Annotated in this window: 8 protein-coding genes; all 8 read right to left on the reverse strand. The window is 33.1% G+C overall.

Annotated elements, in window-relative coordinates; translation table 11 throughout:
* Nucleotides 1-22 precede the first annotated feature (22 nt).
* On the reverse strand, nt 23-5,245 hold the full coding sequence (locus CLOCL_RS21145) for an SDR family NAD(P)-dependent oxidoreductase (protein ID WP_014255785.1): 5,223 nt from the start codon (nt 5,243-5,245) through the stop codon (nt 23-25).
* 14 nt (nt 5,246-5,259) lie between these two features.
* Nucleotides 5,260-9,153: a type I polyketide synthase gene (locus CLOCL_RS21150; protein WP_052306596.1), complete on the reverse strand. Its 3,894-nt coding sequence runs from the start codon at nt 9,151-9,153 to the stop codon at nt 5,260-5,262.
* Nucleotides 9,154-9,264: 111 nt separating this feature from the next.
* Nucleotides 9,265-10,962: a M20/M25/M40 family metallo-hydrolase gene (locus CLOCL_RS13020; RefSeq protein ID WP_041715163.1), complete on the reverse strand. Its 1,698-nt coding sequence runs from the start codon at nt 10,960-10,962 to the stop codon at nt 9,265-9,267.
* Between the two features lie 50 nt (nt 10,963-11,012).
* Nucleotides 11,013-19,520 carry an SDR family NAD(P)-dependent oxidoreductase gene (locus CLOCL_RS21155; RefSeq protein ID WP_014255788.1) on the reverse strand — a complete coding sequence of 2,836 codons (8,508 nt, stop codon included), beginning with the start codon at nt 19,518-19,520 and terminating at the stop codon, nt 11,013-11,015.
* Nucleotides 19,521-19,588: 68 nt separating this feature from the next.
* Nucleotides 19,589-20,869 (reverse strand): ACP S-malonyltransferase, encoded by a 1,281-nt coding sequence (gene fabD, locus CLOCL_RS13035; RefSeq protein ID WP_014255789.1) that lies wholly within the window; start codon nt 20,867-20,869, stop codon nt 19,589-19,591.
* A 17-nt stretch (nt 20,870-20,886) separates the two neighbouring features.
* Nucleotides 20,887-23,436, reverse strand: a complete 2,550-nt coding sequence (locus CLOCL_RS13040) for a non-ribosomal peptide synthetase (RefSeq protein ID WP_014255790.1) — start codon at nt 23,434-23,436, stop codon at nt 20,887-20,889.
* A 264-nt stretch (nt 23,437-23,700) separates the two neighbouring features.
* On the reverse strand, nt 23,701-23,880 hold the full coding sequence (locus tag CLOCL_RS13045) for an RNA-directed DNA polymerase (RefSeq protein ID WP_014255791.1): 180 nt from the start codon (nt 23,878-23,880) through the stop codon (nt 23,701-23,703).
* 805 nt (nt 23,881-24,685) lie between these two features.
* On the reverse strand, nt 24,686-25,471 hold the full coding sequence (locus tag CLOCL_RS13050) for a pentapeptide repeat-containing protein (protein ID WP_014255792.1): 786 nt from the start codon (nt 25,469-25,471) through the stop codon (nt 24,686-24,688).
* Between the last annotated feature and the right edge of the window lie 20 nt (nt 25,472-25,491).

Raw genomic sequence — 25,491 nt, forward strand, 5'->3', positions numbered from 1 at the left:
CCCCCCGTAAAATCAATTAATTTCAGAAACTAAAATTAACTTCTGAATCTATTACACTTTCGAGTTTATTAAAATCTTCTATAAGCGATATATCTCCAATCTTTATATTACTATTGTCTGCTATTTTATTTAAAATCTTTATATAATCTGTAGAAAATCTATTTATTGTCTCTTTTTTAAATAGTTTTGTACAGTATTCTATGTTAAAGAATATTTTTTCCTGAGTCTCGTATGCTTCAATAGAAAGGTCAAATTTTGAAGTATTATTCTTTAGTTCTAAGTTTGTAAGCTTTATATTATCAATATACACTTCCGGTTCACCCACATTTTGCAATACAAATAGAGTATCAAACAATGGATTTCTGCCCGGGTCTCTTTCAATACCTAATTTTTCAACCAGTTCATCAAATTGGTATTCTTGATTATCCATAGCTCTTAAAGTATTTATTTTTACTTCTCGCAAGAATTCTTCAAATGTTTTGTCATACGATGGATAACTCCTTAAAGCCACTGTATTTACAAGCATACCCATCATATTTTCCAAATCCGGGTGTTCTCTTCCTGCCATAGGTGTACCTACAATTATATCTTCGCTTCCTGAATATTTTGATAATAATATATTATAAGCAGAAATCAAAATCATGAAGAGAGTTGTCTCTGTTTTTGCAGCAAGTTCGTCCAGCGAATTTTTTAGCTTTTCATCCACAGTAAAATAAAATTTATCACCTTCAAAGCTTTGAATTTTAGGTCTTTCAAAATCAGTAGGAATATTTAGTACAGGTAATTTACCTTTAAAAACATCTAACCAATATTCTTCCTGTTTCTTTATGATACCTTTATTTCTCAATTCATTTTGCCAAATTGAATAATCCCTATATTGAAGCTTTGGCTCAGGCAAATTTTCTCCAATATACAGCTTCACAAATTCCTCTTTAAACACCCTTCTTGAAACAGCATCAGAAATAATGTGATGTCTGTCAATAATAACCAGGTATTTACCATCACCCAATTTTGCAACTCCCACCCTAAGTAAAGGTGCAGAACTTAAATTGAATGGTCTTACAAAGCTTTTTCTAATATGTTCAGCTATATCTTCTAGTGGCTTTTCATTTACTTCTCTTTCATTTATAGTCAAATGCTCTACATAAAACTCCACATCATTATGTATTTTTTGAACAGGTTCGCCATCCACCAATTCATAAGTAGTTCTAAATATTTCGTGTCTTTTGATCAATTTTTTAATTGTATCTTCAAAACGCTCGATGTCTAAATCTCCTTCGAATAACATTACCTCCGTCAAATTATAATTGGTACTTGTCTCATCAAGCTGGTTCAACAAATACATGCGTTTTTGTGCAGCCGATAATGGATAATACTCTCTCTCTTCACTTTTGCCAATAAAGGCATATTTATTATTACATTCGATTTCTTCCGAATTGCCTTTTAAATATTTTTCATCCATATATTTTGCTAATTCGTAGATAGTCATATAACTTAGTACCTCTGAAATATTAAGCTTCACTCCGGTAGCTTTTGCTATCTGAGTTACTAAATTCATTGCCATTATGGAATCTCCGCCTAGTTCAATAAAGTTATCATTGATATCTATTTGTGTATAACCAAGAGCTTCACTCCATATTTGACCAATCAACTTTTCAGTTTCAGTGTAATCATTGTCACTTCTTCCTCTTAATTCAACGACAGCAGCATCCTTTTTCTTGTTAACTTTATTATCCTTTTCTTTTGAACTCTGAATTCCAATCGCACTCTTAATACGTTCTGAAATTTTAAGCGGGTATTTTTGAAGTAAATAAATCATTTTATCATCATAATTCAGTTCGCCTATGAGAACCCTCTGTACACCTTTATTTAAGACGGTAAACAAAGCATCAATAGCTTTATCAGTATATAAAGCTTTAAAGGCAGTATCGATATTAGTACCGGTGTCATAAGCCATTCCTGTTTCCTTCCATGCAACCCAGTTCACCACCAGGGTTCTTTTTCCTAAGTTCTCTCTATACGCAGCAAAAGAGTCCAAATAAGCGTTCGCAGCTGCATAATCACCTTGTCCCGGAGCAGGTAAAACTGATGCAACTGAAGAGAATAATATCAAGAAGTCCAAATCATCTTTTTCAGTAAGTTTATCTAAAATCCATGTTCCATGTATTTTAGGTGAAAGGACCTCTCTAAATGCCTTTTCTTCTTTTTGCACAACAAAATTATCACCCGGAATACCAGCACTGTGGATTATTCCATTTATTTTTCCAAAATCTTGTCGTAATTTTTCGACAATCACACTAACCTTATCAATATCTTTTACATCAGCACTAAAACAAGTAACTTTTGAGCCTAATTCCTCTATTTCCTTAATAGCAATAATTCTGTTGCACAACTTTTTATCAGTACCGTCATTTAAAATCTCATCCCATTTCTCTCGTTCAGGAATCTTCGAACGACTTATTAATGCAATATTAACCTTGTTTTTTAAAGCAAGGGACTTTGCGACGGCAAGAGCTATACCTCCTAAACCTCCGGTTATTATGTATACTCCTTCACTCTTAATTTCCACTCTTTTATCAGGACAATCTTTAATATCTAAACTATCAAATTTCTGTACATATCTTTTGCCATTACGATATGCAGTCTCATAAAAATCTCCGTTAATTATTAAATCCATAGCAATATTAAAGAGTTCTGTTTGCTCGTCGATATCTATACATCTGCACTTTATCAAAGAAATCTCATTTCTGATAGCTCTGCCCAAACCAAACAGTGCAGCATTCTCAGGTACTATTGTTTCATGGCTGCCTGTTACATCACTAACACAATTGGAAATTAGTGATAGTTCAACTTCTTTTGAAATATTACTTTTCATAATTGCCCTAGTCAAATAATATAAGCTTATTACACCACTTTCAATTTTTTTATCAACACCCTCTATTCCATTTTCACAATTAACTCCTAATGAAAGCATATGCACTATTTGAATTCTACCGTTCCATTCTACATCATTGAGAACCGTAACAAAGTCATCCTCTTTATTTCTTGCAATGTAATTATCATCATCTAATTTTTTATATTCCTCACCTATTGAAACAGTTTTAACCTTTCTGCCATATTCTTTTAATATTTGAGCTAAAATTTCCCCTTTTCCATTTTCATCTTTTAATATAAGTACTGTATCCTGTTCGGGAGTAATCTCTTTTTTCTGTAATTCATCTTCTTCCCAATAAAAGCCGAAGTATAAGTGGTCTTTATCTATCTTTTTTTCATATTCCGGAATTTCAGGCAAATCCAACCAACATCTGGTTCTTTCAAACTGATAAGTAGGCAAGCTTACCTTTCTTACATCTTCATCTTTATAAAGATCATCCCAAACTATATCAGCACCTTCAACATACAACTTGCAAATCTCTTCAAGGATTGATCTGTCAACTTTTCCTTTCTCAATATACTCATTTATTAATTCTTTTGCTTTATCATCGTAAATTTTCTTTTCCTCTTCCGTAAGTTCAAAAGCCTCTCCTACCTGTTGTTTACTTTGAGAAATCTTATGTTCTCCAAAAAACACTTTTCCTCTTTCTAGTTTTTCGATTCCTTCAAGAACTGCGGTCTCTAAACATTCCTTTAATTCATTCACACTTCCCACAACAAAAGCTAAGCGAAAATTATAATGTCCTCTTCCTGTACTTGCTGTGTAACAAATATCACCAATTCTATAGTCAACTCCTGAATTTAAATATTCATAGTATTTTTTTATCTGCTCATTCAATAAATTTTTCCCTTTTGCTGAAAGCGTAAATATAAAAGAACCTGAGTTCACTAAATTCTCTGTGCATATAACCTCCGGAGCTTCTTCCAATACTATATGAGCATTGGTTCCGCTAAAACCGAAAGCACTTATACCTGCCCTTCTTGGATAGTCTTCTTTATCCCATTTTGTCAATTTATCAACTATATAAACAGGTGATTCCTCAAAATTAATCCTGCTATTGGGAAATTCAAAATTTATTGTTGGTGGTATTTGCTTATTTTTCATAGCCAACACTACTTTTATTATTCCTGCTAAACCGGCACATTCAAATAAATGGCCGATGTTTGTTTTTACAGAGCCTATAGCACAAAACTGCTTTTTATCAGTATACTTTCTGAATGCTTTCTGAATACCTTCAATCTCAATGGGATCTCCTATCCTTGTTCCTGTCCCATGAGCTTCAATATATGATATTGTCTTAGGATCAATACCTCCATCTCTCCATGCCTTAACGATTACATCACCCTGGGCAGCAGAATTTGGCGCAGTAATACCCGCTGAAGTTCCATCTTGGTTAACGGCACTACTTTTTATAACAGCATATATATTATCCCTATCTTCTAATGCTTTACTTAATGGTTTAAGTATTATTGCAGCTACACCTTCCCCTAAACCTGCACCATCCGCTCTTTCATCAAAGGCCATTGTCCTCCCTGTGGAAGATTCTATCCCAAGTTTTCTGTTCTCATCATCTATAGGTATAATAACCAATCTTACACCAGCGACAATAGCCATGTCACAATCTCCATTTGACAATCCTTGGCATGCCAAATGTATAGCAGTAAGAGCAGATGAACAAGCTGTATCAATTAAATACGTCGGTCCTTTCAAATCCAAAAGATAAGATATTCTGCTTGGTAAAATAGCCGGCAAAATTCCTGTCATTGATACCTGAATGGATTCCGGCTCCAGTTCATATATCTGTCTTCCATAAGACTCAACATCATTATTAGCATGGCCTACATATACACCGGTCTTGCTGCCAACAAGTTTGCTTCCGCCATATCCTGCATCCTCTATCGCTTTGTATATAATTTCAAGTAGCAAACGCTGATTAGGATCCATCAATGCCGCTTGTTTTGGAGTCATTCGGAAAAATTTATAGTCAAACTTGTCTATTTCATTAAGAAATCCTGCATCATAATATTTTGCATCATTTATTGCCGACTCTCTATGATACAAATATTTTTCTGCATCTTCTCTTCTATTAGTAGGAAATTGGGTTATGCAATCTTTTCCGTTTTTTATGTTCTCCCAATACTCTTCCAAGGTATCTGCCATTGGCATCTTAAGCGCCATGCCAATAATAGCTATATCTTCATTAATTTTTATACTTTCTTTTTTTAGCAAAGTTAATAATTCTATTCCTATTTGCTTATTGATATTTCCTGTATTTATATTCTCAATAATAAATTTTAAAGTCTTTTCCATACTATATATCCCCCTTAAACCTTTTTTAATATCTCCACTACATTATCAACTGACAATTCACCACTTTCCATTTTAGAAAGGGCAGCACTTATTTCTGCTTCAATATCTTTTTCTTTTGGAGCTGCTTCATTTTTTGGATTAAGGCTCTCATTAATATAAGCAGCCAGTTTTGAAATTGTATAGTTTTCGAAAATGTCTGTTATATTTATACTTCCTGAATATATTTTTTTCAGCTCGTTATATACCTGGCTTAAAAGTATAGAATCTGCACCCAATTCGAAAAAGTTATCATTAACATTAATATCCTCGAACCCCAAAACATCCATAAATACCTGCTTAATTATTTTTTCTGTTTCTTTATAGTCTCTTCCGGCATTTAATACTTCTTTAGCTTCTACAGTCAAATTAGTATTATTGCTTTTTATTTTTTTACCGGCATCAATTCTTAGTTTTATTTGCTCGGATATCTTTAAAAAATGTCCGTCAATAAAATTAAGCATCTTACTTCCATAATTCATTTCTCCCACAATTACTCTTTCTATATCCTTATGTAATATACAATCAAACGCTTTTATTGCTGTTTCAGTTTTTATCGCTTTAAACATGGTATCAATATTAACTTTGTTTTTTGCAGCCATTCCGGTATCTTTCCATGCAACCCAGTCAATAACACATGTTTTTTTACCTCGTCTGTTTCTGTTTACTGCGAAGGAATCCATATAGCAATTTGCTGCTGCGTAATCTGCTTGTCCAGGCGCAGTAAACACAGTTGCTATTGATGAAAATAGCACGAAAAAGTCCATATTACACTCTTCAGTAACTTTATCAAGCACCCAAGTTCCATAAATTTTGGAATCAAATATTGTATTTATCTCTTCTTCCTTCTTTTCCAATATGAATCCTTGTCCTGAAACACCTGCACTATGTATTATTCCATTGATTCCACCATACTTGTCTTTTATCTCACTAACAATACTCGTCATAGAATCCATATCAGATACATCCGCGCTATATATTATAACTTCCGATCCATTTGACTCTATAGCTTCAATTGCCTTAATGACTTTATACAACTTTTCATCTTTGCTTTCATTTATATGACTCCACAATTTTCTATCAGGTAACTTTGATCTATTGATCAAAACAAGTTTTACATTATTTTTTGAAGCAATAAATTTTGCAATTTCAAGACCGATTCCACCCAAACCTCCCGTAATAACATAAACACCTTCATTTTTTATTTGGACATTATTTCCTTTTTCTTTTTCAATATCAATAGCTACAAATTCTTGAACATATCTTTTATTTTGACGATAAGCAACATTATACAACTGATTTTTTGCATTAAATTCTTTAATCAAATCATCGTTCTCCAAGCTAGACTCATCAACATCAATATATCTAAACTTTAACAATGGATACTCTCTCGATATCCCTTTAATAAGCCCATACATAACAGCATTTTCAGATATAACATTTTCATCCTCGATTACTGAGTCAGCACATAGAGTTACCAGTACAAAATCTATTGGTTCAGCTATAGTGTTACTGTTTTTTATTGTCTTACACAAATAAAACAAATTATAAAAGTTCCTATTTACTTTTTGCTTTAAATCTTCAACATCATCAATTATAGATTTATCATCCACCGATAACAAATGAATTATCTGATGTATTCTTTCCTTTCCAATATCATCGAACAAGTGCTTAAAATCTGTTTCGCTATTCCTTATAACATATTTTTTTTCTTCAACTTTACTAAACATTTCACCAAATTCTACTTCAATAACATTACTTCGTTCACTTCTCAAAATACTACAAATCCTATCTCCATAACCTTGTTTAGCCTTAAAAATAACGGTTACTTTATCCACTAAATCCAATGAAGTTTGATCCAGAAGTTCTTCCTTCCATTTTAAACCAAAATATATCTCATTTTCCAGGACTTCTTCAATATTATTCTTTTTAGAATTTGCTACCCAGTATCTTTTTTTGCTGAATGGATAAAATGGCAGACTTATCTTTTTCACAGACATATCTTTGAATAATAATTCCCATTCCACATCAGCACCGTCAACATATAGACTGCACACTTCTTCTAAAAGCATCAGATTAGTTCTTCCTGTCTGGACAAATTCCGAAAGTTTTTTATTTGCCATATTGCTAAATCTTTTTATCTCTTCCGATGTCATTCCTTTATCGATAGAATTAGCTTTATGCTCCATCAGAATTTTATGTGCATTATAATAAAAACCTTCATGATTGCCACTTTTTAATTCTAAGTCTTTTAATATTTTTATTTTATTCAGAAAATCACTCTTGCTCCTGACAACAAACGCTAGTCTGTGTTCAAAATGACTCCTGCCTGTGTTTACGGTATAGCAAATATTTCGAACATTTATGTTTATGTTTTCTGTAATAAACAAATTATATCTTTTAATCATCTCATAAAGCGCTTCCTGATTTTTAGCCGCTAGTGTAAAAACCAAAGGAAAATCGTTTTCGCAATCATCTCGCACATTTTCATCTAAATATTCTTCAACTACTACATGACAATTGGTTCCACTCAAACCAAAAGAACTCACTCCGGCTCTTCTGGGATATTCACTCCTCTCCCATTTTCTCAAAGTGTCATTTATATAGACCGGCGAGTCAATAAAATTAATAAATGAATTAGGCATATCAAAATTTATTGTAGGAGGAATAACCTGATGTTTTAAGCACAATACCACTTTTATCAGTGAGGCTATTCCCGAAGCTCCAATTAAATGTCCAATATTTGCTTTAACAGAACCAATTCCACAAAACTGTTTTTTGCTTGTAGTTCTTTTAAAAGCATTAGAAATTCCTTTGATCTCTATTGGATCCCCTAGTGAAGTTCCTGTACCATGAGTCTCTATATATTGGATTGTCTCAGGAGTTACTCCGGCTCTTTCCCACGCAGTTATAAGGAGATTTTCCTGTGCAATTGCATTTGGCGCGGTCATTCCATTAGAAGTTCCGTCACTATTGCTTGCACTGCCTTTAATAACTGCATAAATATTATCTTTGTCTTCAATTGCTTTCTTTATGGGTTTGAGAATGAGAACTCCAATACCTTCTCCCCAAACAGTGCCGTTAGCTTCTTTATCAAAAGGCTTTAATTTATAGTCAGGAGATTCCATCATTTCAATTCTATTATCTTCTGACGGAAAGAGACTTAAACTCACGCCTCCGACTATTGCCATTTTGCATTCCTTGTTTTGCAAAGCCTTACAAGCATTATGAACTGCAACTAGAGACGATGAACATGCCGTATCAATAACCATATTAATACTTTTTAAATCAAAAAGATAAGATATTCTACCGGATATTGTCGACGATATCATTCCGGTAAAAGCTACAGGATCAAGTTCATTCATAAAATCTTTATACAAAGGTTCACCCAAATGTGCTTTGCCAATGAAAACTCCTGTATCAGAACCAATTATGTTTTTCCCTGCAATCCCTGCATCTTCCAAAGCCTCCCAAACTGTTTCAAGCATAATCCTATGCGCAGGGTCCATTAGAGTTGCTTCCTTTGGCGTAATATTAAAAAACGCAGCATCAAACTCATCTATCCTGTTCAAATACCCTTGATGTTGATATGGGTCATCATGTTCTTCGGCATTTTTTTTCAGCCTACAGTCTGTGTCTTTACGTCTAATGTCAGGGAAAGCTCGTATGCTTTCCACCCCATTCACCAGATTATTCCAAAACTCTTTTGTATTATCAGCCATCGGAAACCTACAAGCCATACCTATAATAGCAATATCTTCTGTTACGTTATCCGAGTACTTTTGTATATCCATCAACATTGATTTAGCATCACTAACAGACAATTTTTTTTCTGCAACCTGTTGATATATATATCTTTTTACTTTTTCCACTGCTGCTACCCCCAATAATTTCAAGTAATTATAATTCAACCTTCCTATTTGGATATCAAACATATAAATTTTTATCTATTTTCAGTAATTCCTTTAATGTTGATAATTGAATTAATTCAAAAGACTTAAGCTTCCTACAGCAAATATTACTGCACTTAAAGAAGCAGACACCACCGGTAATACCCATAATTTCCGTTTAAAAACTATATAAATATATGGCATTATAATTCCCAACCCCAATACAAACATCCACATATATATACCTGAAAGACGCAAAGTCTGATCTACATAATACGTATAAATAGCTGGCGTAAATAATACAAAATACGGTACTGCGGTAAGTAAAAATGCTATATAGAAACTCCTTATTTTCACTGTTTTCTCCTTATACAGGACAACTACACTTATACCTATAAGACCTAATAATATTGGCCAAGTATATAGATAGCTTGTTCCAAATTCAAAAACAGAATAATATAATGACATACCGATCCAATAAGCAAAAGAACCAAACAACAGCTCGAGCGTACTTATCCTTTTACCCAAAAAATTGTATATTAAGGAAACAATTGCAATTGTCAAAAATGCAAATGATGCTAAAAATATATCCCCAAAATCATTAAATAGAATCTTTTCCAAGTGATTTTTAAATACTCTCTCAGTACTGGATTCTATTATTGTTATAATTTCGAAAGTAAATATAAGACTTATAACAAAACATATTAAACCTTGAACTATGCCTTTTATTGTAAACATATTATTTTTTAAGCCAATCCACACTAGCAAACCAAATAAACCAACTGTCAGTATTGCTAATGGAATAGCCCAGATCTTTGGATAAACAACAATTAATGATCTCATAATATTAAAATATATGGCATCACCCTCATTTCTCATTTCAGCTTCAAGATCCATATTTCCAAAATGCTTTAAAAGACTTACTGCATTCGTGCCGTGATGTTGTATTACTCTTTCATCCAAATTAGTGATAGTATCTTTTTTTGAATGATAGGCATAGAGACCTTTATTGAAAATAAAATTCAATCCCTGCTTATTTATTTCTTTAAAACCATCAAAATCATTCAATCCAAAAGCATCATCCGCTGCCTTAATGGAAGAAGAAAAAGCAATAGGATATGGTGCTGCCTTTGCAAACTCCTTTACTATCCATCTATTATTCTTGCCTGTATTAAACATTAATGAATAACCAGAGCAACCTTTACCATCAAAATTCAAAACAATTTTTATATCATCTATATATGGATATTCCCTTATAAAAGCCTTTGAACCATACAATCCAGTTTCCTCACCATCAGTAAATAGAAAAATTATATTATTTCTAAGCTTCTCAGATGCTTTCAATACTCTTAAACTTTCAAGAAGCACTGCTACTCCCGAACCATTATCGCCTGCTCCCGGAGCACCTGGGACCGTATCATAGTGAGCTGAAATAAGTATGGTATCTTTGCTTTTTCCCTTTCCATCTACTTTAACAAAAATATTTTCCACACTCGGATTTGAACTATGAATTTCCGCTTTAAAACCGAATTCTTTTACTTTTTCTGTGATATAATCCCTAACCCTCGAGTGTTCTTCAGAACCAACAGGATGGGGTTTCACTGCAATATTTTCTAAGTACTCCATTGCTCTTCCGGAAGAAAACTGTGTAAGAGAAATATCAGCTGGTTCCGGGTCTGGGGGTTTTAGTTGATAAAAACCTACAAAAACCGAAAACGAAATAATGCATATAATTATAAAAATATGTACTAATCTTGGTATTTTATGAATTATCAAAACATCGTTCTCCATCAAAGCTTATCAACCCTCTTTAATCAATAATTAAGCCCCATCTTTTTTCATCATTTAATCAAACCTTCAACTTCATCAACGGAAATATCTCCATTAGCTAACTTTTGTAAGATATCTTCTATATTATCTGATCCACTTTCTATAACAGCCGCAACTTCTTTTTCAGATGAAATCTCACTTTTTATTTTGCTTTCAATATATTCTGCCATTTTTGAAATAGAAGAATATGAGAAAATATCTGTAATATCAAGTATTCCTGGATACTCTTTTTCTACTTCCTGTAGTAATCTAGTGGCCAAAATTGAGTCACCACCAAGTTCATAAAAACTATCATAAATATTTATCTCATCAAGACCTAATACTTCTGCCCATATTTTCGACAAATTAACCTCTATCTGGCTATACGATTCTTCACCTTTTCCTTTCAAATTGATTTCAACACTTTTATAAGCTTTAGTATCATCTGAACGCTCCAATCTCAATCTATCGATTTTATTTTCAATGGCTTCACTAAACCGAATCGGCTTTTCTTTTAGTAAACCGATGAAATTAAAATCCAATTCTCCTATGATTACTCTGTCAATATCCTTATTTAAACTATATTCAAAAGCATCTATTGCATGATTCGTATGAATTGCTTTAAAGACTGTATCCGTATTCGTATTAGTATTAAATGCCATACCGGTCTCTTTCCATGCAGGCCAATTAATAGTCAATGTTTTTATTCCTTTTCTTTTACCATATGAACAAAATGAATCAAGGAAAGAGTTCGCTGCTATGTAATCCCCTTGGCCTGGTAAATCAAATAATGAAGCTACAGAGGAAAACATTATAAAGAAGTCCAAGTTATCTTCTTTTGTCAAATCAAATAATACTCTAGTTCCGTGAATTTTTGGTAAAATAACCTCACTAAACTTTTTAACATCTTTATTATATAGAAATCCTTCTCCAGCAACTCCGGCTCCGTGAATAACACCATTGATACGTCCGTAGCGTTGTCGTAGATCATCAGTTAATTCCTTCATGGCGTTGTAATCTGATACATCAACTGCAAAAATCATGACCTTTGACCCTTGTGCTTCTATATCCATAATTGATTTAATTATGTTGATTTGCTTTGTTTCTTTTCCTTCATCAACAATTTTGGTCCATTGGTCTCTGTCGGGGAAATTTGAACGATTAATCAAAGCCAGATTAACTTTTGATTTTGTGCTTAAATACTTGCACACTTCAAGTCCAATCCCCCCTGTGCCACCAGTCACAAGATACACACCCTGCTGTTTAAAATCAACTTTATTTTCCCCAATCTCATCCATATTGATTTGATTAAGCTGTGGAACATATTTTATCCCTTTTCTATAAGCAGCCTTTTCATTTCTATCCCCTGAATAAAGTTCATAAATTATATCCTCATAAGTAATTTCATTATCAACATCAATGCGTTTACAATTCAACTTAAAATATTCATTCTTTATAGCATTAGACAGTCCAAGTAAAGCAGCATTATGAGGTATTATTACTTTTTCTTCACCGGTTATCTCATTTGCAAAACTCGATAGAACTATAATATCTATATCATTTCTCAACTTACCATTAACAAATCCCTTAATCATATAAAACAAACTGTATATACCTTTCTCTATAGCTCTATCCGAACTGGAGAACTCATCATAATCTTCTCCGTTATTAACAGTAAACATATGTAATATTTTCACTAGTTTCCTACAGCTAATCTCGGACACTAGCTTCTGATAACTTTCATAACTATTGTCAACAGTATAACTGTTATCGTTTATTTTCTGAAAACAGTTACCATAATTGACTTCAATAACATCCATTCCTTGCTCTCTCAACTTATAAGCAAGTTTTTCGCCCAATCCCAACTCGTCTTTAAAGATTAAGACACTTCCTTCTATCAATTTATGCTCATCATACTTAACCCTTTGTGGTACCCATTCATACTTATAAAAACAATTTTTCAACTTAAACATCTTACCAAAATCATTAGCCCTTTTTATGCTATAACCTTCTATTTCAGCAAAAACTTCGCCATTTTCGTTCATTAGCGTAATATCAAAAGATAATGTTTCGTTCAATCTATCAGATTCATTGTATTTTTTCACCAAATAACTATATATTCTTTTTGGTGTAGGTCCATAAAGTTTAAAATTTTTATAGGCCAAAGGAAGATATTTTTCGCCAAGAGTAAGACTCACAGCATTCACTGCCATATCCAGTAATGCTGGATGAATATAAAATGAATTTAAGTCCTCACTAAACTTATCAGGTAAACTCAGTTCTGCAAGAGCCATATCCTGACTGCTGCATAATTTGTGATAATTCAACCATCTTGGCCCAAATTCAATAAAACCTTTTGTCAATTCATTCTGGTTAATCTCTTGTATATGTTCTGAACAAGATTGCTTAATCTCTTCAAGATTCCTTTTAAGCACTGTTTTATTTAGTTTGTACACTTTCCCTTGGGCATGTATCTGCCATTCCTCATCTGTATCAATAGCACTTTCATTAATTCGACTTGCTATTGTGAACTCAAGATAGTCGTTTTGACTCTTAATAATGGTATGGACTTTTTTTACTTCTCCTCTTTCCATAACAATCGGATGCACAAAAATTATTTCTTTTATTTCTAAACAACTATTCCGATAGAAACTACTTGCTGCAGCCCGGACTATCTCAATATACGCAGTTCCGGGAAGTACGTGCTTTTCCATAATTCTGTGATCCTGTAACACCCAGTTATCATCAACACTAAGCTCAGTCAGATATATTTTCTGCCCTATAGACTCAATTGCAAGTTCTTTAATTAATGGGTGAATTCCAGAACTCTTCTTATTCACTGACTGATACTTATCAATATTTATCCAACACCTCTTTTTCTCAAAAGGATAAGCAGGCAAGCTAATTCTTCTTAATTCTTTGTCTTTGTAAAAAGCTTTCCAGTCAATGTCAGCTCCCAGAACATATAATCTACATATCTCCTCAAGGTGACTTCTGCTTGTTTTAAAGTCAGCCTCCGCTTCCTGCATAAGTCTCTGAGCTTCAAGAGTATAACTTCTTTTTTGCTCCTCAGTAATCTCATTTGGTTCAAATAAATTCAAATTCTTATTATCAGCTACCACCTTATGGCTACCAAAATAAACATCGTCTAATTTTTCTTTTAATCCGTTCTTTACTAAAGCATCCAGCTTACAAACCAAATCTTCTATACTGTCAACTAATATAGCAAGTCTGAAATTGTTATGATCTCTTCCTATATTTAATGTATAACATACCTCTTCAATATTTACCTTATCATTAGCATTAAGAAACTTTTTAAACTGTAATACCATATTACTTAATACATTCTCACTTTTAGCTGATAGGGTAAATATGTTTAATTTGCTATTTTCTTGATTTCTCTTGATTTCATCTGATTTATACTCTTCTAAAACAACATGACAGTTTGTACCGCTAAAGCCAAAAGAGCTAACGCCACATCTCAAAGGAACATTGCCATTTTCCCAGTCCATTAGCTTATCATTTACAAATACGGGGGATTGAGTGAAATCTATGTTTCTATTTGGCAAATTAAAATTAATACTTGGCGGTATCTGCTTATTTTTAAGAGCTAATACCGACTTAATCAATCCTGCTATGCCAGCCGCCGTATCCATATGACCAATATTTGATTTTACCGAACCGATAGCACAAAACTGCTTTTTATCGGTAAATCTGCTAAAAGCCTTTTGAATACCATCTATCTCTACCGGATCTCCAAGTTTTGTTCCTGTTCCATGTGCTTCAATATAAGTAATGGTCTCAGGGTCTACTCCTGCATCTTCCCACGCATTTACAATCACCTCTGCCTGAGCAAGAGAATTAGGAGCAGTTATACCAGCCGAGCTGCCATCCTGATTAATTGCACTACCTTTAATAATTGCATATATGTTATCTCTGTCTTCTAATGCTTTTTCCAACGGTTTTAAGATAACTGCTGCCACACCTTCTCCCCAACCGGTTCCGTCAGAATTATCATCAAAAGGTCTTGCTCTGCAATCAGTTGACTCAATACCTATTCCGCCTTGTCCTTTCTTTTGCAGTGGTAGGAGATTAATTTTAACTCCTCCGGCTATTGCCATATCACACTCGCCATTTTTGATGGCCTGACATGCCATATGGACAGCCACAAGCGAAGAAGAACATGCTGTATCGACAGTTACAGTAGGCCCTTTCAAATCAAGCAAATATGCTATCCTCCCAGGTATAATTGAAGGCAAGTTTCCAACTATAAAATTAGATACTAGAATAGGATCACTTTCAGATATAATCCGGTCATAATCAAAAGTTCCCTTTGAAAAACCTACAAATACGCCGGTTTTACTTCCCGATAATCCTCCGTTTCCATAACCGGAATCCTCTATTGCATTCCATACGGTTTGCAAAAACATTCTCTGATTTGGATCCATATAACTTGCTTCTTTTGGTGAAAGCCTGAAGAAGGAATAATCAAACTTGTCTACTTCATCAAGATATCCACCCTCAGCAAAAGACATATTTTTCTCTAAGCCAAGCAACTTTACATATGCTAGTGCATCAGCCTTTCTATTATCAGGATATTCCCTTATACAATCCTTTCCCGATTTTATATTGTTCCAAAATTCATCTACCGACTTTGCCATCGGAAAATTTAATGCCATGCCTATAATTGCAATATCTTTTCCCTTTTCCGAAGTCTTTTGATTATTATTTGACATAGACCCCGAATTTTTTTCTGAGCCTGCAATAAATTTAGCCAATTGTGCAATGCTCGGATAAGCAAAAAAGTCAGCAACTGTTAACTTTACAGGTAAAATTCCATCCAATTTTTCATGAACTTTAGTCAATAATATAGAATCCGCTCCAAGCTCAAAAAAGTTATCATATATATTTATTTCTTTAAATCCCAAAACATCTTTGAATACCTGTCCAATAATCTGCTCTATTTCCGAATAATCATGGCATTCTCTTCCTTTCAATGCCACTTTGTTTTTGCTTTTCGTAAAATCTGTATCTCCTGCAAATTTCACTCCTTTATCAGCTAAAAGCATGTTTTTAACTTTATTTGATAACTTTAATGGCATATTTACAATTTGATCCGGTATCAAAGAATTGCACTTCAATTCTCCAATAAGTACTCTTGGTATATCTTTTTTTAATATTTTGTTGAATGCTTCAACTGCTTTATCAATTGTCAAAAATTCAAAAAACTTATTCTCTTCAAGTCTATTTTCATGTGCCATCCCGGTTTCTTTCCATGCTACCCAATTTATTGTCAGCGCTTTTTTTCCGTTCTTATTTCTATAGTATGAAAAAGAGTCCAAATAAGAGTTTGCTGCAACATAATCGCATTGCCCCTGTTCACCGGCCAGCGACAAAGCAGACGAAAACATCACAAAGAAATCCAAAGAATCTTTCTCAGTCAATTTATCCAAATTCCATGTTCCCTTAACTTTTGGATCTAGAACTTCTTTAAAATCATATATATTTTTCCTGATAATCAATCCCTTTCCTGCAACACCAGCGCAGTGTATAACTCCATTTATTCTATTATGCTTTCTTCTCAGTTCATCTAAGACCTCTTTAGTAGCATTGTAATTTGAAATATCGGCACTATAGTATTCTACTTCTGCACTTTTCGATTCTAAATCAATTAATGACTCTAACTTTTTTGCAATAAGGCTATTTTTATCATTATCAATAATGCTTCTCCACAGATGACGTTCAGGTAATGCCGAACGACCTATTAATGCAATTTTCACTTTTGCTTTTGAAGCTAAATTTAATGCAATCTGAAGTCCTAGCCCTCCCGTTCCTCCTGTTATTACATATACTCCATCTTCCTTTAGCCTAATCTCATTTTCATTAATGGATTCTATATCAATCACATCAAAAACCTGTGTATATCTTTTTCCTTCACGATATGCAATATGGTATGGAACATTGTCCCTAACCAGCTCTTTAAAAAGGTCTTCAATTCCAAAATACGAATCCACATCCAGGCAACTACATTTTATATTACGGTGCTCTGCATTTATTACTTTACCAAGCCCCATAAAAGCACTATTATGGGGGATAATCTTCTCCTCATAACCTGTCACTTCATCTATATACTCTGACACCAGCAACATTTTAATTTCTTTTGATAATCCATTATTAATAAGAGCTCTTGTAATATAAAAGAGACTGTATACTCCTAAATTCAGGCTTTCATCAAGCTCAGAATTGCCATTGATAATAACCTTATCATTTATTGTTGAAAGATGAATAATATAAGTTAAATTATCAATTCCAATTGTTTTAAACAATCGTTCATGATCTTCTTCGTTAATGCCAACGACATATTTATAGTTATTTACATACTCAAACTCTCTTCCATATTCTACTTCAATAACCTCTGCCCCTAAATTCCAAAGTTTATCCGATAAATCTTTACTTATTCCCTTTGAATCCTTAAAAATTATTACTTTACCATTTACTGCTCTAATTTCATTATCTTCAAGCAAGTCTTCTTCCCAGACTACAGAATAAAATAAGTCATTATTTGACTGAACATTTTGTAATTCATCTGAATACTCAAACCAACATCTGCTCTTTTCAAACGGATACACAGGAATACTAACCTTTTTTACTTTCAGCTTTTTATACAGTTCTTCCCAATCGACGTCAGCACCTTTCACATATAACCTGCAAAGCTCGTCCACAGCACTCTCACTTTTATAATCTGAAACTATATACTCCTTTAATTTCTCATTTGCAGTTTTACTTATATATATCTTTTCAGCTTCTGTTATTATATTTTCTTTTTGCACTTCTTCATTGCTCGAAGCAACTCTGTGAACTCCATAAAATATATCTTCAAAATTGCTTGAATCTTTTAAACCATATTGGCATATTTTCTCAATCTTATTCCTGTAATCATTTACATCCTTAAGTTTTAAAATCAACCTGTAATTATAATGCCCTCTTCCTGTGTTAGCTGTATAACATATATTCTGAAGATTTACCCTATCGTTTTTCTTTATGTAATTTCTATGAAGCTGAACTAACCTCATCAAAGCCGCTTCACTTTTTGCAGATAAAGTTAAAACCTGACTAGAAAAATTGTCACAATCATTTAAACTTTCACAATCATAATACCTATCTGCCTCTTCCAAAACTACATGACAATTGGTACCACTAAATCCAAAGGAACTCACTCCTGCTCGTCGTGGCAGTTTATCACATTCCCAATTAGTTAATCTGTCATTAATATATACCGGTGTTTGTTCAAAATTTATTTTCCTATTAGGAAAACAAAAGTTTGCCAGTGGAGGAATTTGTTTATTCTTTAACGCTAACACAACTTTTAGTAAGCCAACGATACCTGCCGCTTGATATAAATGACCAATATTAGCTTTTACAGAGCCAATGGCACAAAACTGCTTTTTATCTGTGTAGCGCGAAAAAGCTTTATTAATACCTTCTATCTCAATAGGATCACCTAACTTTGTTCCTGTTCCATGTGTTTCTATATAACTTATGGTCTCAGGATCAATATTTGCTTCATTCCAAGCTTTAACTATAACATCAGCTTGAGCATCAACATTAGGAGCTGTAATACCTATAGAAGTTCCATCCTGATTAATCGAACTTCCTTTGATAACAGCATATATATTATCCTTATCCTCCAAAGCTTTGTGCAAAGGTTTAAGTAGTATAGCAATTACTCCTTCACCAATACCCGTGCCATCACTTCTATCATCAAAACTCCTAGTCTTGCCATCCGATGATTCCATTCCCAGCTTTTCCTTTTTTACAATGGGAACTAAATTTAATCTTATACCACCGGCAATGGCCATATCACAATCTCCGTTTTTTATCCCTTGACACGCTAAATGAACAGCAAGAAGTGAAGATGAACACGATGTATCTACAATCATACTTGGACCTTTTAAATCCAGTAAATATGAAATTCTACTCGGAATAATAGACGATAGATTTCCCGGCACTGAAGCAGCGTTAAATGAGTTTGAATCATCTGAACAGAGCTGTTTATACTTATATTCTTCCACTGCGCCAATATATCCCACATACACACCGGTATTAGTACCGATTATTTTCTTCCCGCCATATCCTGAATCCTCAATGGCTTCCCATGCTGTTTGCAGAAACAGCCTCTGATTTGGATCCATCAGCCTTGCTTCAATTGGTGTCAATCGGAAAAACTCATAATCAAATTTATCAATCTCGTCAAGGTAAGCTCCGTTAATATATTGTATATTCTCATCGGACTGTCCTATATGAGCAAAGAAATTGTCAATATCTCTTTTTCTTGTGTCCGGAAACTCTCTTATACAATCTTTTCCTTTAATAATATTCTCCCAAAACTCATCAATGTTGTCTGCTAACGGCAGCTTTGCACCTATACCTATTATAGCAATATCATTAATGTTATGATTTTTTACTTCACTGGATATTCTTATATTGTCATTATTCTCTTCAAATAAATCCAACTCATTTAACAGTAATTTATTTTTCATTTCCTCCACCACATAAGCAGAATTTTTATTTTCAATTACTTCGTTTCAAAATTTAACAATTAGTTAAATTAAAACTTGAAATCAGGAAATAATCCCCTTGTGTTTGTCTCATCAAACACCTCATTAAAGCGCTCAACCTGTTCCTCATAAGGTACCTTTTTAGTAATAAACACACTTTTAAGCATTTCCAAAGCTTCCAGCATTTGTTCATACGATGGTTCTTTCCCCTGATTCTCCAACTCAAGCTGCATTTGCTGTATTTTTCTATAAGGCTCAACAACACCTTTTTGGTACTCTTCATTATTCCAATTACGGTTGCGAGTACAAACGGCAATTGCCAAGCATTTAGTAAGTACTGTATGTTTAAACTCTTTCTTTTTAGAACTTGACTCAACTTCACTAACCGATTTTTTTGATAATAATAAATCCCTTAACTTTTCTATATCCTCTTCTTTGTCATAGGAAAAAGCAGCTACTCCTGGTGCATTTTTTCTCATTAATCCCTTCAATACAGTTTTAGGTCCTAACTCAATAAACATATCTATTCCGTTAGACTTCAAATACTCTATTGATTGCTGCCACTTAACAGCTTTTGTCATATGAATGGTAAGATTTTCAACAATTTTTTCATTTCCTTGATAAGGAATTGCTTCTACATTTGACACCACTGGCCATTTAAAACTTCCATAATTGTATTTTAAAAGCTCTTCTCTTAATTTCTCGGCAGCTGCTTTCATAAGTGGACTATGAAATGGAGCACTTACGTTCAGAGGTACGACATTTGCGCCAATATCTTTAAACCTTTCTGAAAGTTTTGATACGGCATCACAATGTCCTGATATAACAATTTGATCAGGTGAATTGTAATTAGAAATAACCACAATATTATTTTCAGAAGAAATCTCTTCACATTCTTTTTCTATAATCTCTTTATCAATTCCACTTACTGCAGCCATTGCACCTGTTCCCAAAGCTGCAGATTCTTGCATAAATTTACCTCTATTACGTACTATTTTTATAGCATCTGAAAAGCTAATTACTCCACTGCAAGTCAGAGCTGAATATTCTCCCAAACTATGGCCAGCTAAATACCGAGGTTCAAATCCGAATTCCTGCATATATACTTTAAACATTGCTACACTGGTAGTTAAAATCGCCGGTTGCGTATTCTCTGTCTTAGTAAGTTCTTGCAAATCTCCTTCAAAACACAACTTTTTCAAATCAAAACCTAAAACTTCATTTGCCTCTTCAAAAACCTCATTTGCAACTGTGTATTTTTTACACAACTCCTTCCCCATTCCAACATACTGTGAACCTTGTCCTGGAAATAACAATGCTATCTTATTCATATTTAGCTCCCCCATTGTTAAATTTCATATTTTTCTACTATAAATTTGATAATATTTACATAACTATTAATTAAAACTTTAGCTTTTTCCCCTTTTATACGTCTGTAATTATATTCAAATTCAAGTATAATACTGCTATCAATCTCATTTATTAAGAGAATAACATCGTAATAATTGATTAATTCCATGCCTTTAGGTAAGGCATCTCTATTTATAATTAACGGTAAAACATTCCCTGTCTCTTTTTTGATAAATATATTTTTAATATTCTTGACAGAATACCCCTCATTCTCTTCCTTTTGATCTCTTTTAGCCTTGACAAATTTTATTAAGCTATTAAAATCATCTATTTCAGTAATATCCAAGTTAATAGGTACAACTTTCTCTTTACTGTCTAAAAGAGTTTGAATTTCAATATTTTTTTCATTGTTCAGCCGCGAAAACATAAAAATATAAGCGGCTACAAATATATCTGCAATACTTACATTTTCAGAGTTTGCTATCTTTATAAGCTTATCAAGCATAAACTTGTCAATCTCAGCCTTAAAAATTTGTTTGTTTTCTGTTTCATTAAAATTGTTGATAAAATATTCATTTGGCAGTTTGACAAATTTAATTGAATAGCTTTCTTTACTGTCTATATACTCTGCCAGCTTTGCGATTGTAGGATAGGTAAAAAAATCAGTTTCCTGTACTCTGCCTGGATACATTTGATCTAAACGGCTTACTACCTGACTTAGCAGTAAGGAATTAAAACCAACTTCAAAAAAGTTATCATCTACACCTATATTTTTCAAACCTAATACTTCTTCACATATATTCAATAGCTCCTGCTGTGTTCTACTTATACAAATATTGTTCTTATGGGTCTTTCTGGATATTATAGTTTCTAACATAGCTACAGTATTAGAAAACTCCCCATCTTCATATCTATTACTTAATTTATACCTCTGAATTTTTCCGCTTGTAGTTTTAGGTATCTTCCTAATGGGTATAACATGTCTAACTTCCAAGCCCATCTGCTTATTTATATGTTTTTTTATTGATATTGCAAAATCAGCAAATTCCTCCAACTCTTTTTTATATAAAACAAATAATAAGAGTTCTTCCTTTTGAAGTTCTTTGTTGTAGACACATGCTGCTGCTATTTCACCAAGCTCTACTCCTTCAACCCCTTCTGCAACTCTTTCAATGTCATGAAGATAAAAGTTCTGCCCATTTACAAAATGAACATCTTTAGCTCTACCAGTTACCAAAAGACGGCCGTTTCTAATTATGCCTAAATCCCCTGTATTTAACCATCCGTCACTGGTGATTATGTTTTTTGTTGTCTCAGGGTCATTATAATAAAGCTTTGTTACATTTTCACCTTTTATGAATATATGTCCAACAATATTTTCATCCAGCTCTCTTATGTCTTCATCACAAATCTTCAAATAAACATCCTTAACCGGATATCCTAAATCAACAAATTCAGCAGCATTATCATCATCAGAATTTACATATTTGACTTCCTGTCCTACGTTAAGAAACCTACGATCAACATAAACACATTTCAAATCTTCATATATTGGCGGAAATGTAACAGCAAGACATGCCTCAGCCATCCCATAAACTGTAAACATAGTATTACTTTTTAATCTCAATTCTGCCATTACATTTAAAAATTCTTTACATAATTTATATGAAATGGGCTCTGCACCATTGACAATTAAACGTATGCATGACAAATCCCATCCAGTACATTTCTCTGGTTTAAAGAATTTTAAAAAATATTTATAACCAAAATTAGGAGAAGCCAAAACGGTAGCTCTATGCTCATTAGCTTTCTTGAACCAAAGTATCGGATGTCTTATGAAAAGTGAAGTTGGCATAATATAATGATTCATGTCGATACAAGTTGGTGTGAGGTGAAAACCAATAAAGCCTAAATCGTGAGTTAATGGCATCCAACTTAGAAAAATATCATCAGATACTAATCTGGCACCCTCTATCATCGCATTTATATTTGTAATCAAATTCTTATGAGTTAGAGTTACACCCTTTGGATTACCCGTTGAACCTGATGAAAATTGAATAAAAGCTATATCATCAGGCGAAGATTGTTTTATTATACCTTTTTGATCCACATCACAAAAGTCAATATCAAATATGATACGATCCTGAAAACGTTCCAATATGTAACTTTGATTCTTTTTTGCAAGAAAATCTTTTAACATTTTATAGATTTTCAGATCAGTAACTATATAAGGGCTGTCGAGAATCTCCATAATATTAAACAGCTTAAAAATATTTTCGTCATTGTTGCCAACAGCTACTGGTACAGGTATTATTCTACCTAATATACATGCCCAAAAATAGTAAATATGACTTTCATTATCATTTACATAAATTATTAATTGTTCTCCTGGTTTTATATTCTTAGATTGGAGTACATACAAAATTTTCAGAGATTTGTCGAAAATTTCCTTATAAGACACAAACTTTTCTTCATTCTCCCCTGAAATAAAGATAACTCCCCTTTTGCTCTCTGAACGAGAACAAATAACCTCAGACAATGTATTCAAAATTTCTCCCTCCGAAATTAAGCAAAATGAAAATAAATTAATATCTATAAATCCGATATTCCAATTTGTATATTATTTATGTTTATATAACATTTTTTATATGTTTTATATTTTTATCTATATTATAACATTTTTTCTCCACACAACAACTTAATTATATTAAAATGTTTTATATTATTCAACATTTTTTGTATTTTTATTAACTAAATGTAGGCTCATTGTAAAATTAAAGTGAAAATCATTTTTTCAACCTTTGCACATTCATCAGAAGGAACTACCTGATGACTTCCTATTCCATATCTTATATAAATTGTTCTTCAACTCCTTTTCAAATTCTTCAAAGTTAACACCATCAACTCCACTTGCACCATGATTCGCTTTTACACGTTTGTATGCTTCCAGGACTTGATGTCGTGAAATCTCAAACGACTTTCCTTCTTCCATTAAATCCTCCCATTTCTGGTTGTTTAAATTCTGAAGTATAGATAACAGAATCCCTTCGCTCCATTACCTTTACAGTAACTTCTACACTACTACGAATTCTTCCGCATCTATGCTCTACATCGCTACTTTCATCCTTGTCATTCCTTCGCTTGGATTTTTCACCTTACATTAGAGCACAGACTTCTCCTGTTCCTTGTAAGAGCCTGTACCAAGCTCCTGCAATCTCTACGCCGACAGCCATCTGAACAGTAATCAGGTTCCCTTCAGATTTTTCCCGCGTGGTCAAAAACACCCGGTTTCGACTGTATTTACGTATTAACGACGCTTCCTCGATTGTTCATTTTCATTCAGCTTCCTGGTACGCACTTGATTAATTCATCAACCTTTTCCTGTAACGCTCAATACCACAGCTTTTGACTGCAGCACCAACAGGCAGTTTGAAATCTGCACCTGAATACCGATTTCGAGAGGCCTACTCTCATCTCCTACAAAGCATGATTCATTGCGTTTATTCCCCCTCCTTTTGTCGCAATTTCATCTTCAGGACACACTTTGACGCTTACGTCTATTTAACGGTTACAAATAATCCTCACCCATATAACAGGTGAGGATTACTTTAACTTATTGAAAACAGAATTATCACTTTTTCTACGTTCTTTCAGTTTAATGCCGACACTACGATTTTTAAACATTTTACCTAAACTTATATCTATCTTATTAAGCTTTTTAATAATATTAAAGAAATATCACCAGTAGTAATCTGCCATAATGCTTTGTTCTTCAAACAAACTATAAACATACATACCTATTCTCGTATTTTATATAGTGTTTCCATAATTATATCCTTTTCTACTTTTGAAGCTTCTTCAAACATATCCCTATCCACCATAACCCCATCTGAACAATACGTCATTATATATTCCGCTTTAGAGCAATAATGCTCGTAAGTTCTTGGAGATAACTTTTTTTCCAATTCTGGTTTGGCAGATTCAAAAAATTGAGCATAAGCAAAGAAATTGTCCTTATTGTCTGGTAATTTTATACCATTATAATTTATATCAACCATAGCTACCTCTTTCATTTTTACTTTAGACACATCAGTATTGGCTGTTCTACATCCAACAAAGTTAACCGTAGCAAACTCACCCGAAAATGTTACATTTTCAAAATCACAATCATTAAAGGTTATTCTTTTAAGCTTACATCTGTCAAAGCTACAATCATTATAAGAATTACCTTTAAAAATAAAACTTTTAAATTGGCACTCTATAAAAGTGCATTTATAAAATTTGCATTTATCAATCCTCCCTATATACTTATGCCCAAAAATAACCTTATCAAAGATACAATCTTCAAACAAAGACTTCTCAACATTCAATCCATCAAGATCACTATTTATAAATTTACTTTTTCTTATAACAGGTCTATTCAATAACCCTCCAAAAATTGGGGCATTAAAGTCAACTTGCTCAAAAGTGACCTCTTCAATAAGCTTTGGCATTTTCATTCTAATCGGTAGCCTTATTTTGCTTATTTGCTTAGCTCCTTTTAAAAGTGATAAAAATTCTGAAGTTGATATTTCATTTACCATTAATTTTCCTCCTTATATTA

This window comes from Acetivibrio clariflavus DSM 19732 (genome assembly GCF_000237085.1).
In the GTDB taxonomy this organism is placed as follows: domain Bacteria; phylum Bacillota; class Clostridia; order Acetivibrionales; family Acetivibrionaceae; genus Acetivibrio; species Acetivibrio clariflavus.

Excerpts from the sequence above, each read along its gene's own strand:
- CLOCL_RS21145 (WP_014255785.1), bottom strand. The coding sequence starts at position 5,245 with ATGGAAAAGACTTTAAAATTTATTATTGAGAATATAAATACAGGAAAT.
- CLOCL_RS13020 (WP_041715163.1), bottom strand. The coding sequence starts at position 10,962 with ATGGAGAACGATGTTTTGATAATTCATAAAATACCAAGATTAGTACAT.
- CLOCL_RS21155 (WP_014255788.1), bottom strand. The coding sequence starts at position 19,520 with ATGAAAAATAAATTACTGTTAAATGAGTTGGATTTATTTGAAGAGAAT.
- fabD (WP_014255789.1), bottom strand. The coding sequence starts at position 20,869 with ATGAATAAGATAGCATTGTTATTTCCAGGACAAGGTTCACAGTATGTT.
- CLOCL_RS13045 (WP_014255791.1), bottom strand. The coding sequence starts at position 23,880 with ATGGAAGAAGGAAAGTCGTTTGAGATTTCACGACATCAAGTCCTGGAA.
- CLOCL_RS13050 (WP_014255792.1), bottom strand. The coding sequence starts at position 25,471 with ATGGTAAATGAAATATCAACTTCAGAATTTTTATCACTTTTAAAAGGA.